The organism is Shewanella sp. SM71 (genome assembly GCF_025653905.1).
Taxonomy (GTDB): domain Bacteria; phylum Pseudomonadota; class Gammaproteobacteria; order Enterobacterales; family Shewanellaceae; genus Shewanella; species Shewanella oncorhynchi.
On the sequence record NZ_JAKKRW010000007.1, the window covers coordinates 1 to 18,188 of the forward strand.

14 protein-coding genes and 2 pseudogenes are annotated in these 18,188 nt (G+C 44.7%); 10 read left to right on the plus strand and 6 right to left on the minus strand.

What is annotated here, in order from left to right:
* Positions 1-392: 392 nt before the first annotated feature.
* Both L5L97_RS08330 and L5L97_RS08335 read right to left on the minus strand, forming a co-directional pair.
* Positions 393-1,460, minus strand: coding sequence for a hypothetical protein (locus tag L5L97_RS08330; protein WP_263181174.1), 1,068 nt, complete (start codon positions 1,458-1,460; stop codon positions 393-395).
* A complete protein-coding gene (locus L5L97_RS08335) occupies positions 1,460-2,512 on the minus strand; it encodes a DNA cytosine methyltransferase (RefSeq protein ID WP_263181173.1) in 1,053 nt (350 codons plus the stop codon). Before L5L97_RS08335 ends, L5L97_RS08330 begins: the two co-directional genes overlap by 1 nt.
* Before the next feature lie 590 nt (positions 2,513-3,102).
* Between L5L97_RS08335 and L5L97_RS08340 the strand changes: the two are divergent.
* Positions 3,103-4,060 (plus strand): annotated as a pseudogene (locus L5L97_RS08340) (IS110 family transposase).
* A 484-nt stretch (positions 4,061-4,544) separates the two neighbouring features.
* Here the strand turns inward: L5L97_RS08340 and L5L97_RS08345 are convergent.
* Entirely contained in the window at positions 4,545-5,189 is a 645-nt protein-coding gene (locus L5L97_RS08345; protein WP_263181172.1) for a hypothetical protein, read from the minus strand.
* 85 nt (positions 5,190-5,274) lie between these two features.
* On the minus strand, positions 5,275-5,820 hold the full coding sequence (locus L5L97_RS08350) for a CbrC family protein (RefSeq protein WP_263181170.1): 546 nt from the start codon (positions 5,818-5,820) through the stop codon (positions 5,275-5,277).
* A 587-nt stretch (positions 5,821-6,407) separates the two neighbouring features.
* Here L5L97_RS08350 and L5L97_RS08355 point away from each other — a divergent pair.
* Together L5L97_RS08355 and L5L97_RS08360 are read left to right on the plus strand one after the other, a co-directional pair.
* Positions 6,408-7,424, plus strand: a pseudogene (locus L5L97_RS08355) (IS110 family transposase).
* A 431-nt stretch (positions 7,425-7,855) separates the two neighbouring features.
* Positions 7,856-8,023, plus strand: coding sequence for a hypothetical protein (locus tag L5L97_RS08360; protein ID WP_263181169.1), 168 nt, complete (start codon positions 7,856-7,858; stop codon positions 8,021-8,023).
* Here the strand turns inward: L5L97_RS08360 and L5L97_RS08365 are convergent.
* Positions 8,003-8,398, minus strand: coding sequence for a VOC family protein (locus L5L97_RS08365; protein WP_219250221.1), 396 nt, complete (start codon positions 8,396-8,398; stop codon positions 8,003-8,005). The genes L5L97_RS08360 and L5L97_RS08365 overlap by 21 nt on opposite strands.
* 185 nt (positions 8,399-8,583) lie before the next feature.
* Here L5L97_RS08365 and L5L97_RS08370 point away from each other — a divergent pair, with 185 nt between their 5' ends.
* The 3 genes from L5L97_RS08370 (at position 8,584) to L5L97_RS08380 (ending at position 12,068) form a co-directional block, all read left to right on the plus strand.
* Positions 8,584-9,165 carry a DUF502 domain-containing protein gene (locus tag L5L97_RS08370; RefSeq protein WP_028760527.1) on the plus strand — a complete coding sequence of 194 codons (582 nt, stop codon included), beginning with the start codon at positions 8,584-8,586 and terminating at the stop codon, positions 9,163-9,165.
* 398 nt (positions 9,166-9,563) lie between these two features.
* Positions 9,564-11,540 (plus strand): BCCT family transporter, encoded by a 1,977-nt coding sequence (locus tag L5L97_RS08375; RefSeq protein WP_105249669.1) that lies wholly within the window; start codon positions 9,564-9,566, stop codon positions 11,538-11,540.
* Between the two features lie 165 nt (positions 11,541-11,705).
* Entirely contained in the window at positions 11,706-12,068 is a 363-nt protein-coding gene (locus L5L97_RS08380; RefSeq protein WP_028760525.1) for a YajD family HNH nuclease, read from the plus strand.
* A gap of 56 nt (positions 12,069-12,124) precedes the next feature.
* On the opposite strand, the gene L5L97_RS08385 is transcribed toward L5L97_RS08380, so the two are convergent.
* Entirely contained in the window at positions 12,125-12,358 is a 234-nt protein-coding gene (locus tag L5L97_RS08385) for a DUF1289 domain-containing protein (RefSeq protein WP_006085323.1), read from the minus strand.
* Positions 12,359-12,518: 160 nt separating this feature from the next.
* Between L5L97_RS08385 and L5L97_RS08390 the strand changes: the two genes are divergently transcribed.
* From L5L97_RS08390 to oleC, 4 genes are all read left to right on the plus strand, one after another.
* The gene (locus L5L97_RS08390; RefSeq protein ID WP_263181167.1) at positions 12,519-13,865 is read left to right on the plus strand and encodes an SAM-dependent methyltransferase; all 1,347 of its coding nucleotides are present in this window, start codon (positions 12,519-12,521) and stop codon (positions 13,863-13,865) included.
* A gap of 253 nt (positions 13,866-14,118) precedes the next feature.
* The gene (locus L5L97_RS08395) at positions 14,119-15,168 is read left to right on the plus strand and encodes a 3-oxoacyl-ACP synthase III (RefSeq protein ID WP_028760522.1); all 1,050 of its coding nucleotides are present in this window, start codon (positions 14,119-14,121) and stop codon (positions 15,166-15,168) included.
* A gap of 168 nt (positions 15,169-15,336) precedes the next feature.
* A complete protein-coding gene (locus L5L97_RS08400; protein ID WP_263181166.1) occupies positions 15,337-16,248 on the plus strand; it encodes an alpha/beta fold hydrolase in 912 nt (303 codons plus the stop codon).
* Positions 16,248-18,092, plus strand: a complete 1,845-nt coding sequence (gene oleC / locus L5L97_RS08405; RefSeq protein WP_263181165.1) for an olefin beta-lactone synthetase — start codon at positions 16,248-16,250, stop codon at positions 18,090-18,092. Before L5L97_RS08400 ends, oleC begins: the two co-directional genes overlap by 1 nt.
* Positions 18,093-18,188: the final 96 nt, after the last annotated feature.

An 18,188-nucleotide genomic window follows, 5' to 3' on the forward strand; every position in this document is an offset into this window, starting at 1 on the left:
TTCACGTATAACGCACCTTATATGGATTCACTTACGTTCATCATACTGACACCCTAGCACTTACCCGATTGTGGTTATCAGGAAGAACGTCCTCTCACGATTCTGTTCCCATTCGGCATAAAGCCAAATATCGTTACATTGTCAGACTCGCTGCTTTATTCAGAGTCTTAGGGTCATCTGGTGATACAGATGGTTCACTCTTATCGCTGTGAACAGCGCTTCATACGACCTCAGGTCGCACGGACAAAATCGTGTTAGATTTTTAGCTCGAATTAGTGAATTTCGGATTAACATTTCTATGTGTTTAACGCCGCCATCAACTGCGTAGCAAGCTGGCGAGCTTTTTGGTACAAAAAGCATGACAGTTTGCGAAGTCAGATTGCATGGCCTTGTTAGCTGTCTATCCAAATATCTACCTGCTGCCTATATGCACTAGAAATATCATGACGACCACAAAGCTTCCTATTTAATAGGAACTCGTAACATGTATTCAAGACATCTCGTATTTCTGCGGCTTTTAGCTCGGCACAAAAGACCTTAATGAAATCAGAGAGATCGACAATAGCTAAATCAAAACCTGCTTTTTCAGTAAAATCCACCAAAAGTTTGGGGTTAGATAATTCATCATCGGAATTAACATTTGAAGCAATTAAGACATACTTTTGAAGCCCAGACTCAAACATTTTTGAGCGAAGATCAGGAATTCTATTCTTCCAATCTGGGCGTACCGTAACTTCATATGCATTAATTAGTGTGCCGTCCAAAAACTCTTCGATATCTCCATATGTATTATCGAACTTATCTGCGGCATGGGGGTGATGCGTTTCAATCTCTATGCCATAACGAGACCTATGGTGTTGGAGTATGGCAGCAACTAAGAATTGCTGTATATGTCCTTCCGATTGAATTGAAATCAAATCAGTAAATAGCGAGACTGCACGTGAAAATGTAAGGTGATTGGCTGGTAGTTTAGGCATAGCTTTAGGCACAACCCTAGATTCTGCCAGCAAATTACATATATATTTGAATATGATCGTTTTATCTTTTTGCCCTAATGAAAGAAAACCAATAAAATCAGAAAATCTTGGATCTTTCGTTAGATCGATGTTTGATACATTGCCTTTCCAGCCCAAGTTTTCACCAAAAGCAGTAATATTATTATGGAAAGTTACATATCTATTCGTAAGTTCAGCTGCCAACAACTTATCGCCATACTTACCTCTAGTTCCAACAGGAACTGAGGTTGCATTCCAATCATCATCTTCCAGCGAGTATGATAGTAAAAATATACTCGCTACTTTAACGCTACCGCCATTCTTTAAAAAATGAGACTCTAGAACATCTCGAACTTCCTTTTTAGGAAGAGCGTTTATTTCTGCGCCTTCAATAAACTCATCAACGACTTCAATTATTGAATTTACTGCATTTTCTACATTTATATTCCTAGAATTCCTTTTCACTAAAATAGCTCGCTCTGTGATGAAATGTTTGAATCTAACAAGTCTAGTAAATGGTTAGATTTGGGGTTCTTGTTTAACTGTGACATTACAGCCTCACCTATAGCCTTTGCTAGCATCGGTGGAACTGCATCACCTACCTGTGTATATTGGGACGACTTACTTCCATGAAAAATTAAATCTTTAGGAAACGTTTGAATTATTGCGCATTCCTCTACTGATAGTCTGCGCGCGCCCTCTACCTTTCCTGACCTTGGAGCGCCACCATTTGATAAATGACGATGGTACTCTTCAACAACTCCCCCAGTATCTACCCAGTGCGTTTTTGATCCACCCGAAGATGCAAGTATTGTGTGACATGGACCATTAGGATCTATCGGTCGTCCTCCACCGTTATAAACCAAACCTGCATAAGGGTTTTTCCTTAAATCAGGATTTTTTGCATATGTCACTGGAGTTTTCGCTGACTCACCTATTTCTTTCGCTGACAAATAGCTACTTGATTTTTCGTGTGGATTGTTCGTCAATTCACCGTGACTCGGAAATGGAAATTTCAAGAAATCGCCCTTACTTCCTAAAATAATTAATCTCTTTCTTTTTTGAGGAACTCCGTAATCACCAGCATGTAAAACAGACCAGTTCAATTTATACCCAAGCTCACTTAACCGACATAAAACCGAGTCAAAATATGGTCTTGTTTTGCTCATCACTAATCCTGGAACATTTTCCATAACAAAGGCATGAGGTTGAACCTCAGCTATGCAACGGATAAATTCAGGAATCATATTACGTTCGTCAGATTGAGCTTTTTGCAAACCACCTGTAGAAAATGGTTGGCACGGAGGCCCGCCAAAAACTATATCAATTTTATTTCTATAGTTTGAAAAACCAATTTCTCTAATGTCTTTGTTAATGTGAATACAATCTTTACTGTGTGATGAGTACGTAGAAATAGCATCTTTATTTTTTTCAACACAAAACTCAGGAATAATACCTGCTTCTTTCATTCCTAGAGATAAGCCACCAGGACCACTAAATAGATCTATAGCTTTCATTTTTGATTTGGAGCCTGTATTTCGGTGGCCGAATCAGCCAAGAACTTCAACCAGCCAGATAAACTCATACCAGCTTCTTTTGCTGTAAGTTTATACATATATTTCTGTTCAGCTGTTACTCGAATTGGAGAGATAACTTCACACGCAGAATCCTCTTTCTGAGGCCTTCCACGCCGATTTATTGTGCTCATCTGTATATACTCAAAAAAATTAAACATAATATTTGTATATACAATAAATAGCAATAACTTTCAGTCTGCCAGACAGCTAACGCCTGAGTTAAGCCGGGCCGCTGCGCGGAACGGCGGGGTGGTACACGTCACCATGCAGCCGAGCCGCGAAGCGGTCTCGGCTTGAACGAATTGTATGGATAATAAACTCACCTGATTACAAATAATTTCCAGTTTCGGGTAATGTGAGACCCAGGCTTTAGCTGCAACTAAAGCTTTCCTTGTCGTAGTTCGATTGAACGCTGGCTCCTCTATTGAGAGACCGATAACAAGAAAGAACGCGACAAAGGACTCCAAGCAAAATACTCGAATAGTCTACTGGGTCTCGAACCCGCATTTGCAAGCAAGAGTTAGCTTATTATGAAAACAACTTCTAATCAAAACATTAACGTAGGTGTTGATACTGGCAAGTTTCAACTCGACATTCATATCCGCCCTCTCAATATCTATTTCACTGTATCGAACGATGAAAAAGGGATTAAAGAGGCCGTCAAAACCATTAAAAAATACACTCCTGAGCGCATCGTTATCGAAGCGACAGGTCGTCTTGAAATGCCCTTCATTATGGCCTGCGCTGAGGCAAACTTACCTTTTGTCATCGCCAACCCTGTACACATAAAACGTTTTGCAGGTGCCATTGGTCAACGGGCAAAAACTGACAAGCTCGATGCGCAACTTATAGCGCATTACAGCGAAGCGATTAAGCCGACCTTATCAACGTTAAAACCTGATGTAATGCGTGCTATGAGTGATTTAGTCGCAAGACGAAATCAACTATTGGTGATGCAGACGATGGAAAAAAACCGCCTTCAAATATTGCCAAAAGAACTTGAAATGACCATTAAACCTATTTTAACGGCGTTCAAAAATCAGATTGAAAAGATTGAAATAAAAATCGTTAAACTCATTGAGTCAAACCCTGATTATCAAGCGATAAAATACTCTTCTTCAGAGTATGAAAGGCATAGGTAAAATCGCCGCAGCTTCCATCATCAGTAACTTACCAGAATTGGGTTATATCAGTAACAAGGAAGCAAGCGCATTAGTCGGTGTGGCACCTATGAATAAAGAAAGCGGGCGCTTTAAAGGCATGCGAAAAATACAAGGAGGAAGACATCAAGTAAGGACGGTTTTATATATGGCAATGATGTCAGCCATACAATCTAACCCCGTTTTTAAGAGCACCTATCAGCGATTAGTTGCCGCAGGGAAACCTAAAAAAGTGGCTATCATTGCCTGTATTAGGAAGATGGTGGTGACGTTAAATTCGATGTTGAGAGACGGTGCCCTATGGGAAGCGCCAAAAGCGATAAATTAGCTATTGACGCCATAGTCTCTTGTTAGGCGGCACTACTGCGCCACACGCCCCAAGGACACGCCCGTGCTGCAATTGACGCGAAGTAGCTCAGTAGTCGCCAGCCCGTAGGTTGGCTCATCAGGCTGGTAGTCCCCCAAGCCGTTCTCTGAGCGCACCATCATCAGCTTGCGGCCGCTACGAGGATCCACGAGCGGGCTCTCGCAGGTCGTGTCTGGGTTGACGGGTCGACTCTCACCTGTAGCCGAGTCCAGCACGAGAAATGCAGCTGGTGTATCAGTTGCAGGGCCACGAACCATTTGTGCAGTGCCGGTTGCACATGCTGCCAGCGCCAATGCCACACTAGCTAAAAGCACGTTGTTCTTCATGAGGTCTCCAGGTTATTTGCGTGCAGCCTAACGACAAGCATCAGGTGAGCCGCTTTTGGGCGTCACTTGGATGCGCTGGTTAGGTGTTTTTAAATGTTTCAATATATTCATTTGCCAACTTATACAAGGAGCGGCCTGCGTAATTGAAACCACCTTCGTCGCCTTCCGCAATTCTTGCATCTGAAACCACCTTCGTCGCCTTCCGCAATTCTTGCATCTGAAATCTCCTTGGCTTCTTTTAGGTTGGATTCAAGCAACCTTGTTAAGAGCCGTTCTACCCAAATGGTTCTTACTGCATTTGGATATTTCCCCATTAATTGCGCGTAGTAATTTTCCAATACTTCAAGATTACTACTGAACGTGTTAATAGATGATGCAACTTTAATACTTAGTGGGTCTAGCTCTTCAAATATATTTCGTATTTGCTCTGATATTTTTTCTTCTTCCCACTCATTGAGAAAAGCAGAACCACTTTGAATTTCCATGCTTGGGGCAACCCAAGCACCACGGGCTCGAAAACTTAGGGGCTGCATTTTGTTTTCTGGGAGCTTGACTACATCCCAGAAAACATCATCGAAATCATAGTGTTTAAAGCTAATCGACCAAGATAGCTTTTTCGCCTTTGGAATTCCTGTAACCAAAATAGTGAAAAACGACTCTCTTTCTTTTTTAAACACAAAGCCACGACTACATTTCCATCCAAAGCGAGTTGAATACTCCCTTAATAGCTTACTCAGAAGTTTGTCAGACTCGGATTGCTTCATTTAAACACCTAACGTTGAGCGCATGGGCGCCGCGTAGCGGCGTCCCAGCAGCCGAAGGCTGCAAATGACGCGAATTGTTATATTTTTAATCTGGATCAAATTGAAACAAGGATTCGCCACAATTACGACAGGAAAACTTTAAAAAATAGTGCAATTCGTCGTCTTTACCTCTCTGTATATCTGTAAGCTCACGCTCGTCTAAATAGCTAGTTTGGAATAATCGTTCTTTTTGCTCAGCAGAAATATTCTTTATATCTTTCACTGTGCTTATTCCATGATATTCACAGAAATCACCACAATGATTTGGCCATTCAATTTCTTGATAACTTGAAAACCCAGGAGTTCGGTGAAGCAATTCATCGAAAGCACTTTCGCTACATTCTATCTCTTGCGGATTGCTAGGATCGATAATTGCCGGCATCAAAGATATAAACTCAATTCCGAACATTTTAGCTGCACCACCATCGGCAATGCACCAAGGACAGATTGAGTCTGGTCTATTTTTACTATAAATAGAACCTGAGTAAACGTACCCCTGCTGATGTTTGCAGCAATCACATGAGTTTTTACTCTCTACTATACTCCCAGTTTTTATCGGTTCGGGATGGTATTTAAACTTGGGAAAGATCATAACTCACCTTAGAAATATAACATTTTATTAGTGCGCATGCGCGTTTACCTCATTAGACCAGTAAAAACGCGCATTGTTAACTATTTGTATTGCAAAGAACTTATCAGCTTTCTATCAAATACACCACCCTGAAAACGCGCATGCGCGTTTTCCAAACCTATTAACTAATTTGGCAAAAACATATCTCAATGATTTTAATAGACTTTGTTAATTTAAGGCTGGAAAAACACGCAAACGAATAAGCCTGGAAACACTCAAAATCCATTCGTTTTTAATACGACTGTATGCCTATCTAGTTTTGAACAATCAAATAATCAGATAAAGCGCTAAGAGCAGGGTTAATAGATGATATTTTGTAGGGCAATTCATTCGTCAGTTTTCAATTCACTAAATGAATGCTAGCCAGCTTTGGGGCAAATGCTTTTTAGGGCAGACATAGGTATTGATAACTTACCTAAGATTGTCATTGCTGCACCAGTGACCTTCTAAAACATGGATAATGGAATGGACCCATCCACTTTTAATCGGCCTCGCAATGGGCCACGATGTAGTCGCTAAAACTCATCAGAAAGAGGACGGGTCCACCTATGAAGATTACTACAATCGGTTTAGATATCGCAAAGTCTGTTTTTCATGCTGTTGGTGTCGATAAAGCAGGCAAGTTAATCAAAAAGAAAATGCTTAGACGCAAAGACTTGCTGCCCTTTGTCGCGAAAATTGAGCCTTGCCTTATCGTTATGGAGGCGTGTGGCGGCGCGAGTTATTGGGCCAGAGAATTTGAGCAATTTGGGCACGTAGTTAAGTTAATTGCCCCGCAGTATGTGGTTCCTTTTAGGCAAGGTAATAAAAATGACTACAACGATGCGCTAGCCATTGCGGAGGCTGCGCAGCGGCCCAACATGCGGTTTGTAAAACCCAAAAGCGTCGAGCAGCAAGATGTGCAACTGCTCCACCGTATGCGCGAACGATTAACTAAACAATCAACAGCCTTAATCAACCAAGTGCGAGGCATGTTAGCAGAATACGGTATTGTCATTACCAAAAGTAAATCGGCTTTTAAAGCCCAGTTACCAGATATTTTGGTCGATGAAGCCAATATGCTGACCATCAAGGGTAAAGCCATCTTTTATCAGTTATATGATGAGGTTATCGACATTGAAAAACGGCTTAAGAGTTGTGACACCCAAGTACTAAACGAAACTCATAACAATGTGATTTGTCAGCGATTACAAACTATTCCTGGTGTTGGGCCTGTCACCGCTACGGCGATTTATGCTGCAGTGGGTGACGGTAAAGACTTTAGCAATGGCCGACATTTTTCAGCTTGGTGTGGCTTAGTACCTAAGCAGCACAGCAGTGGCGGGAAAGATAACCTCCTCGGGATAAGTAAGCGGGGAAACGCCTATTTACGTACACTATTCATCCACGGCGCCAGAGCGGTGTTGTGACACAGTGGGAGTAAGTCGGATAAGTTGAGTTGTTGGGCTATCCAGCTAGCGGAGCGCCGAGGTTTCAATCGTGCGTGTGTGGCCGTCGCGAATAAGCTCGCCAGAATGTCATGGGTTATCGCGGCACGTGAAGAAGAGTTTCGGCTCGCTATGTAACAACATCAAATGTACTTATTATGTTAACGATTAACCAACCAGCAAGTTGCTAAGACACTTGATTTGATGATGAGACAGTCAGACTGATCTACTAAAAACCTTACGAAAACATAGGCTCTGATGAAGCCGCAGGGATGATAAGGACAGTAGAAGCAAATATCCATCAGGGCCAGAGGAATCCCTCAATAACAGGCCGAATATATGGGTGCAATGAACTCTTCTCAAAATTGATATCGAATGTCTTGCAAACCGGATGGGTCCATATATGATTTAGTAGAGCCCTCAAGGATGAGTTTACGGCGAGTCACTGGGGAAGTAATGATAATTAACACTGCAAAACCCAGTCGTCTTGTTTTGATCACTCGCTTTTTAGTGGAGCCTATAGGGATACCTCTTATTAGCTCAAAGGATCATGAGTCACTGGGGAAATAATGACAATAAATGCCACTCAACTGTCGAGAGTGTTATCTCAAATGGGAGTGAACCAGTATAACGTCAACTGCAGTTCTGCTCGCTGCGTGCTCGCAGAACTGACAGATTACACTTTCTTAACTTCGCTTACCTTTGCCAAAATTCGCTTACCCAGTGCAGGCGGGTAGATATTCTGATAACTCAAGCAGGTTATAATCTGGGTCGCGGATATAGACAGAGTTTATCCGGCCTGTGGCACCGGTTCGTAGCACTGGTCCTTCAATGATTTCAATCTGAAGTGCGTTTAAGTGGGCGATCACTTCTTCTATGTTGTGGCTGACCACAAAACACAGATCGGCACTGCCGGGCGTGGCTGCTGCGGCTTTAGGTTCAAATTCTGCGCCCGCTTGGTGCAGGTTAATCTTTTGGTCGCCAAAACTTAACGCAATACGCTGATTGCCAAATACCACTTTTTTCATCCCGAGCACGGTTTGATAAAATTCGACGCTGACGGCGATGTCTTTTACGGTTAAGACCAAATGATCTAAGCGGGTTACGCGCATTTTACTTTCCTTAGAATAGCTCAGAGCGTGCTCTGAATTTGAACGCTGTCTCTATGCTTGAAACTATTACTGCCAGATACCTTACATCATGTGCTGGTGCAAAAGTGACTCTGTGGTAGCATTTGTGGCGTTTTTTGCGTAAATATTTTATGCCTTCTGTATCCCTATGACTGAATGAGAGTGTGATGAAAAAAACCTTAGCCCGCGGCTTAATGAATCTATTACCTATGGCCTTGAGTTTGTGGCTATTTTGGTCGTTGTTTGTATCGTTAGATGGTTTGGGAATTGTGATTTTAGAGTTGGTAGGGATTAACCAACACTTTGTCGGCGCGGGATTTATGCTGGTGGTGGCATTAGTTTTTGCCGTGGGCCTGTTGTTTTCGGTCAGCCCGATTGTGTGGCTTTATGGTTGGCTTGAGCGCCAGTTGATGCGTTTCCCATTATTTAAATCGGTTTATGGCAGTATCCGTGATATCGCCTCTTTGATGAATCGTGATGGTAAGCCAACAAGCCAAAAGACAGTGTTAGTGAAACAGGCGAATGGCAGTTTTGTGGTGGGTTTTATTATGACGGATACGCCGCCACAGCCCTTGTTAGATGCGCTACCAGAGGGCGATTGGGTGCCTGTGTTGTTCCAATTGAGCTATCAAATGGCGGGCGTGACGAGCTTAGTTAAGCGGGATGATTTAATTATGGTTGATTGGTCGTTTGAGGAGGCGATGCGCTTCAATTTAACTGCAGGTATCTCGCAGTCACCGACTAAGTAATCCGATGAAGGTTTGTGCGTTTTAGCGTTTAAAATTAAATTTGATGATTTTTGTGGTATAATTTTTTGGCGACCAATATGGTCGCCATTTTTTATGCTGAATATTCTAGTAATATATTTGTTTTATGCTAAAGGTGGGTATTAGCTGCCTTAGTGGTGTTAATTCTGTTTATCCATCAATCATTGGCTTAAAAAAGTCGAGTGTTGTTAATCCCGTTGTTCAGATCCTGTCGCGTTTAGCCATAGCGAGTCATTGCCATGATCTTTGGGATTTCCCCCATACTGGTCATAGATGAGCCACGCAGTATTAACCAAATTTTAAGTATAAGTTTTGTCCTATCTCGCCGTTGGTATGTTGAGATATTTGGAGTGTGAACCCGCTAGAAATAGGGAGAGTCAATGTCAATCAAGTCTAGTATTAATCCGCCGGTATTTTATTCGTCGGTCTTTTTCATCATCTTGATGGTGATGATTTGCGCAGTATGGCCCACAGAGGCAAACACCTTTTTTAGATCAATGCAGTCATGGATAGAAATGAAAGCCGGCTGGCTTTACATTCTAAGTGTGGCGTTTTTCCTGATTTTTATCATATTTGTCATGGTTAGTCGCTTCGGCGATATCAAACTAGGACCAGATCATTCAGTGCCTGACTACAGCTATAAAAGCTGGATCGCCATGTTGTTTTCGGCGGGTATGGGCATAGGTTTGATGTTTTTTGGGGTCGCTGAACCTGTGATGCACTATCTGGCGCCGCCGGATGCAACCCCTGAGAGTCTTATTGCCGCAAAAGAGGCAATGAAGATCACTTTCTTCCATTGGGGACTGCATGCTTGGGCGATTTACGCTGTGGTGGCATTGAGTCTGGCCTATTTCTCTTATCGACATAAGTTACCGTTATTGCCGCGAAGTGCGCTTTATCCCTTAATTGGTGAACGCATCTATGGTCCTATTGGCCATACAGTGGATACCTTTGCTGTGCTTGGCACTATGTTTGGGGTGGCGACATCACTGGGCTTTGGGGTATTGCAGGTCAATTCTGGGTTGAGTTATCTATTTGAAGGTTTACCTAATAATGCTGTGGTGCAGGTGTGCTTGATCATCGGCATTACCTTGCTCGCGACCCTGTCGGTATTTTCTGGTCTCGATAAAGGCGTGAAACGCTTAAGCGAACTTAATCTGGGTCTCGCGATTATTTTATTGCTTATCGTCTTGATCCTTGGCCCTACGGTTATGCTGTTGCAGGCTTTTGTGCAGAATACCGGTAGTTACTTAAGTGATTTAGTGGGTAAAACCTTTAACTTGTACGCTTATGAACATAAGGAAGATTGGCTCGGAGGCTGGACCTTGCTCTATTGGGGCTGGTGGATTTCCTGGTCTCCTTTTGTCGGTACCTTTATTGCACGTGTAAGCCGCGGCCGTACCATCCGTGAGTTTTTGATTGGTGTGTTATTTGTGCCATCGGCGTTGACCTTTCTGTGGATGACGGTATTTGGTAATACGGCGATTGATTCGATTATGAATCACGGCGCGACCTATCTTGCCGAGGCGGTGAATACCGATGTGTCAGTGGCCTTGTTTGTGTTTTTCGAGCACATGCCGTTTCCTACGTTACTTTCTGGGATTGCGATTTGTTTAGTTGTCACTTTCTTTGTGACCTCGTCGGATTCGGGATCCTTAGTGATTGATAATCTAACCTCGGGTGGTGATAACAATGCCCCCGTATGGCAGAGGATCTTTTGGGCCCTGTTGCAAGGGGTCGTTGCTTCGGTATTGTTGTTAGCGGGTGGGTTACAGGCGCTGCAAACGGCGGCTATCGCCAGTGCTATGCCGTTCTTAGTGGTGATGCTATTCATGTGTCTGGGCCTATTTAAAGCCCTGAAAAATGATTGGCTTAAGATTAATAGCGTGCAGTTACACAATACCAGTGTGCAGTACGCCAAAACCAACATGAGCTGGGAAGAGCGTATTGGGGTTTTAGTCTCGCATCCTACCCATGAAGAAGCGCAAGTGTTCTTGAATAATGTGGCTACGCCCGCTTTGTCTAAAGTGTGCCAACACTTTATGGCTAAAGGCATAGTGGCCGATCTTGAATATTTAGATGGTCGCGTGCGATTAGTGATCAGCAATGAGGTGAATTTGCCCTTTGTTTACGGTGTACGAACGCGTTGTTTTGACATCACTAACCCAATAGGGACTGAAATCGAGCAGGGCAATACCTTGTATTACCGCGCCGAAGTGTACCTTGAACAAGGTGGTCAGCATTACGATGTGATGGGTTATACCGAAGAGCAAATCCTCGCGGATGTGGTGACTCAGTATGAAAAATACTTACATTATTTGCATCTGTCGAATGCCGATCATGCCCACGTAAGCTAAGTAACGTAAGCTAAGTTAGCTAAGCCAGTAACCTAGGTCGGCTTAACCATTTACGTCTACAAATCGCGCACCATTAACCCGCAAAGTGCGGGAGATATTGCCCCAAGTGATAACTCGGATTATCCTTGGGGCAATTTTTTTAGGGTTTGTTTTAGGGATTACACTATGTCATCAGTGCCAGGCCAGAGTAAGTTAGATAAAGTATTAGCCGATGCGCGGGAGTACAAAGCTAAGCGTGAGAGCGGTTACCGTGAACAAGCGTTAAAACTCTATCCTTGGGTGTGTGGCCGCTGTACCCGCGAATTTACCCCAAAAAACTTAAGTGAACTGACTGTGCATCATAGGGATCATAACCACGATAACAACCCGTCAGACGGTTCAAACTGGGAATTATTATGTCTTTATTGCCATGACAACGAACATTCTCGCTTTGAAGAATTGATCCGCTACGGTAGCACCACAGAAACCAAGCAAGCGGCGGCGACCTACAATCCCTTTGCTGACTTGAAATCAATGCTGAAAAAATAGTCTTGTAGGCTGTTAGCAGGATGAGCTTGCGCAGAGGGTGGCGTTAGCGGATGGGTTTAGTCCTTGTCGGTTAAACGCGCCTCGGCAGCTAACCATTTATCACGACTTAAAATATGCTGGTTTTCACTGCCTTCAAATAAGGCTTTGCGGGCGGGGAGTTGCTGACAAATGGCCGCCTGTTGCGCTTCGCTACTCGTGCGCCAACTGACGATTTCATCGATATGTCGAAAGCAGCCCATGCAGTAGTCTTCGTCATTTAAACCGCAGCGTGCGACGCAAGGTGAAAGCATAGGTGTCCTCTTCAGTGTATTGCTGACCGCGGTTTGCAGTTAACAGTCAGGTTGAGTGCTTTTAACGGGCGCGATACTAACATTTTTTCGCATAAAGTCATCCGTAGGGCAGATTTGCTCAGCCTAATACGAGACAAGTATTTTTTACACTGGGCATGACGTGAACCAAGATAACCTGCAGCGACAACTCACTTACTCACAGCAATTTAGCAAGCTTAATCAGTTGCTTGAAAAGAGTGCTGCCCTGTGGCAAGTGCGTGCATTTGAAGTGAACGCTTTACCTTGGGCACAGGATTTTCCGCAGTTGGCCGAAGCTGTGTGGGCGCTGGCTGATGATGAGCTTGATGGACTTGATGCCGAGCAATCTTTGCTGGTCAAGGCACTGTCACCGGCATTAAACCGCGATCTTAGGGCATTAGGCCAAGATTGGGACTTGTCATTGCTCACCACTGCCATTGCTGATATTGCAATTACCGATACCACAAAGGTAGATACAGCGCAGGACCGTGGTTTGTCTTTTGATGATGAGGCGCACTTTAGTGCTCACATTAAAGGCCGAAAATGGCAGCAAATTACCGCCTTTGTACAGCATTTACCCCAGCTTAATTTACCCGTATTGGAATGGTGTGCGGGTAAAGGGCATTTGGGCCGCTTGATTGCTAAAGCTCGCGGCGCTGATGTGGTGAGCTTAGAGTGGCAGGCGCCGCTGTGTGAAGCAGGGCAGGCCTTTGCCGATAAGTGGCAGTTATCGCAGACTTTTATTTGCGCCGATGCCTTTGCTATTGGTGCAGAACATGCTGTGACAAACACATCTACAACTACAGTTGAAGCACAAGCTGAACATGCCTCAAATGCCAATCCCTTAACTGCACAGCAGCAAGCAGTTGCTTTGCATGCCTGCGGAGATTTGCATGTTCGGCTGTTAACGCTGGCGGCCGAGGCGGGCACGCAGGCATTGGCTATTTCTCCCTGTTGCTATCATTTAATTCAAGCGAGCCATTATCAGCCGTTATCCAATCTTGCTCAGCAGAGCAGCCTAAAGCTCAGTCGCCATGATTTACAGTTACCGCTGCAGCTGAGTGTGATCGCTAATCCCAAACAGCAGGCGCTACGCCATCAAGAAATCGCGTGGCGCTTAGGCTTTGATGCACTGCAACGTGAATGTCGACAAATCGACGAATATTTGCCTTTACCCTCGTTAAAACAGAGCCAGTTGAGCGGCAGTTTTACGGATTTTTGCCTGTGGGCGGCCGAGACGAAGGCAGTTAATTTAGCCAAAAATAGGGATTTTGAAGCTTGGCTTGACGTTGGGCGACAAAGACAACAATTAACTCGCCGTATTGATTTAGTCGCGCATTTATTCCGCAGCGCACTGGAGCAGTGGTTAATCTTAGATCGCGCTTGTTTTTTGCAGGAACAAGGATATGGTGTTTGCGTGGGTGAATTTTGTGCAAACAGCGTCACACCAAGAAATACGCTGATTTTAGCGCAAAAAATGGCGGTATAATTTTGCGCGTCTAAAAATATGCTGTACTGTGATGTTTTTTATGAATTATTTCTATATTAGCGCATTTAAGTTTAGTGATAGTGAATTCAGGGCCGTCGTGTTTGGAACCTGCGCTGTGAGACAAGTCTTACACTCAAGATGGTTTTTTATTGAATCATCGGGCTTTTCTTGTTCAAATGTCGCATTAATGACGAATAACAACTGAAAGCTGACCTGCTGGTCAGTCATTCTAGTGAGCGAATAAAACAGTTTCATGAAATATTCCCGCGTATTTATTAATAGCCTGGCCTATGAACTGGCGCCTGTTGTGGTTTCCAGTAGTGAGCTAGAGTCTCGTCTTGCTCCTTTGTATCAAAAGTTCCGTATTCCTATGGGACAGCTTGCCGCATTGACTGGGATTACCGAACGCCGCTGGTGGCCAAAAGGACATCAATTGTCCGACGGTGCGATTAAAGCTGCCCGTAAAGCCATGGTTGAAACTGGGATTGATGTTGCCGATTTAGGTGCGGTTGTCTATACCGGCGTTTGCCGCGATCAACATGAGCCCGCGACCGCGTGTCGTATTGCTGCCGAATTGGGGGTGTCAAAAGACACCGCGATTTACGATATCAGCAACGCTTGCCTTGGGGTGTTATCGGGTATTTTAGATATCGCGAACCGTATTGAGTTGGGTCAAATCAAGGCGGGTATGGTGGTGTCCTGTGAGTCGGCGCGGGATATTGTCGATGTCACTATCGATAACATGTTGGCCGATCCGACCATGCAGAATTTTGCCCAGTCACTGGCGACCTTAACCGGTGGCTCTGGTGCAGTGGCGGTGATCCTTACTGATGGCAGCTTGCCGCTGACAAATGTGCGCCAGCATCAATTGCTGGGTGCATCGCACTTATCGGCGCCTGAGCATCACCAGTTGTGTCAATGGGGTCTGCAGGAAGTGGGGCACAATCTGTACCGTGAGTTTATGCGTACCGATGCCGTTACCTTGCTTAAAGAAGGTGTTGAATTGGCGAAGCACACTTGGGAGCATTTCCTTGAGCAGCGTAATTGGCTGGTTGAGCAAGTGGACAAAGTGATTTGCCATCAAGTGGGCGCCTCAAACCGTAAGCAAGTGCTTAGCGCGTTAAATATTCCCCCTGAGAAAGAATTTCCAACGTATCAGCTGCTGGGCAATATGGGCACAGTGTCGTTACCTGTGACCGCTGCGATGGCGCACGATCAAGGCTTTTTACAAGCGGGCGATCAAGTGAGCTTTTTAGGCATAGGCAGTGGATTGAATTGCATGATGTTAGGTATTAAGTGGTAGGGTGCATTGCACCTTTTCACGCCTTTGCTTGATGGCTAGAATACATTCGAGTCAACCCAGTAAGTCCATGATTCAGTTGATAGCTTAGTCTTTAGTTCAGTCGATAAGCTAAGCCAGCTGTACATAACCCGTTATTCGCTCTCATAAAGAATCAAGATAGGAAGCGTCATGTTAGACACTCTGTTGCCTTTTAAACGTCATTTTCTTAGCCGTAATGGCAACAAGCTACATTATATCAACGAGGGCCAAGGCGAACCTGTGGTGATGGTTCACGGTAATCCTAGCTGGTCGTTTTACTACCGTAATCTTGTTAGCGCCTTAAAAGACACTCACCAATGCATAGTGCCGGATCATATCGGCTGTGGCCTGTCTGATAAGCCAGACGATAGCGGTTATGACTATACCCTTAAGAATCGTATCGACGATCTCGAAGCCCTGCTCGATAGCCTGAATGTGAAAGAAAACATTACCTTAGTTGTACACGATTGGGGCGGCATGATAGGTATGGGTTATGCGGCGCGTTATCCTGATCGCATTAAACACCTAGTGATATTGAACACGGGTGCTTTCCATTTGCCCGAGACTAAACCATTCCCTTGGCCGCTGCGGATTTGTCGTAATACCCTGTTAGGCACAGTGTTGGTACGCGGTTTCAATGCCTTTTCGTCTATTGCTTCCTATGTGGGAGTTAAGCGTCAGCCGATGTCGAAATACATTCGCGAGGCGTATGTCGCGCCGTTTAACTCTTGGGCCAATCGCATTTCGACGCTGCGTTTTGTGCAGGATATTCCGCTGCGTGAAGGCGATAGAAATTATCAATTAGTCTCTGATATTGCTGCGAGTTTACCGCAGTTTGCCAAAGTGCCGACCCTGATCTGCTGGGGTCTCAAGGACTTTGTGTTCGATAAGCACTTTTTAGCTAAATGGCGTCAGCACATGCCCCATGCGACCGTGCATGAGTTTGCCGATTGTGGTCACTACATTTTGGAAGATGCCAGCGATGAAGTGATTGCCCATATCAAAGGCTTTATGGCTGACGACCACGTAGAAGCGGCGCAGTCCGAACAGGCCGCAGGTTAATGTCGACCTTGCTTGAGACTGAAGTTGCTCCTTTAGTGACGCAGTTGGAAAAGTCACTTTTAAGTGGCACTTCTGCGTCAGCAACAATCAATGATGCCAATATTTGTCGTCATCTCAAGCAAGCCGCCCATGCCATTCCCCATCATCTTGCGGTAGCAGTGCAAAGCGCTCAGGGCGCTTCTGTGGCGAATTTGCGTTACAGCGAGTTGGATTTTCTTAATCTGGATAGACAAAGCGATGCAATCGCCTTTGCGCTTAACGCCCATGGCATCGAGCGCGGCATGAAGGCTGTGCTTATGGTCACGCCGAGTTTGGATTTTTTTGCACTTACTTTTGCGCTGTTTAAAGCGGGGGTTATTCCTATCCTAGTTGATCCCGGCATGGGGATCCGCAATCTTAAACAGTGTTTTGCTGAAGCCGCGCCCGATGCCTTTATTGGTATTCCCAAGGCTCATATTGCTAGACGTCTATTTGGTTGGGGTAAAGGTAGTATTAAGTCATTACTCAATGTTGATGACGGCAAAACAGGCTTAGCGGCAAAGTTAATCCGTATCGGTACTGGTGCGATAAGTTTATCCACTCTGCTGCAAAGCACCTCAGTGCAATCTTCTGCTCCAAAGTCTGAATATCCCATGGTGATGCTTAAATCTGATGAGATAGCGGCGATTTTATTTACCAGTGGCAGTACTGGCACGCCTAAGGGGGTGGTGTATAGCCATGGTATGTTTGAGGCACAAATTCAAGCGTTAAAAAACGATTATGGCATTTGCCATGGCGAGCGCGATTTAGCCACTTTTCCGCTGTTTTCACTCTTTGGCCCCGCACTTGGCATGGCGTCTATCGTTCCAGAAATGGATGCCAGCAAACCTATTACTGCTAATCCTGAATTTCTATTTGCCGCGATTGAGAAATATCAATGCAGTAATATTTTTGTTAATCCTGCTTTGCTCGAACGTTTAGGCCGCGCAGGTGAACAAAAACAGCATAAACTGCCCAGCGTACAGCGGGTGATTTCCGCGGGTGCGCCAGCCACCATTGCCTCCATCGCCCGTTTTAGTAAGATGCTGAGCCAAGGTGTGCCGATTTTAAATTCCTACGGCGCAACCGAATCTTTGCCTATTAGTATGATTGCCAGCGATGCGTTATTTGCCACGACTGACATCACAGATAACGGCGGTGGTATCTGTGTCGGTCGCGCTATCGATGGCGTGACGATTCGCATTATTGCTATCAGCGAAGAGGTTATTCCCGAGTGGGATGATGCCTTACAGCTGAATAACGGTGAAATCGGCGAGATAGTCGTGCAGGGGCCTATGGTGAGTCAGTCCTATTATCTAAACAATAGTCAGCACGCTAGCCAAAACGAAAGCCAAGGCAAACGCGCGACTGCGGCGGCCAAGATTTGGGACTCGGCAACCGATACCGTTAGACACCGCATGGGCGATTTGGGGTATCTTGATGATCAAGGTCTTCTGTGGATGTGTGGTCGTAAGGCCCACAGAGTAGACGCTACCCTTAACGGATTGTTTGCTAAACGTTATTATTCCATTCCCTGCGAGCGCATTTTTAATACGCATCCCAATGTGAAGCGCTCCGCTTTAGTGGGAGTGAAAGTGGCGAACGAGATAGAGCCGTTAATTTGTATCGAACTCGACCAGTCATTGGTGTGCAATAAGAGTCAGCAGTTGTACCAAGATTTGATCGCCATCGCCGAGCAATTTACGCAGACTCAGGGCATAAGGCGGTTTCTTATCCATCCTGATTTCCCTGTGGATGTGCGGCATAATGCCAAGATTTTTAGAGAAAAATTAGCCGTTTGGGCACAATCACAAACGAAAGGTTGATTTAAAACTCCACGGCTTTTTCCTGCATTTTTTACGTTATATTCTGTGTTCATTTGAACAAACTCGCTTATTTTTAAGCCCTTGTGCTTATTTTAA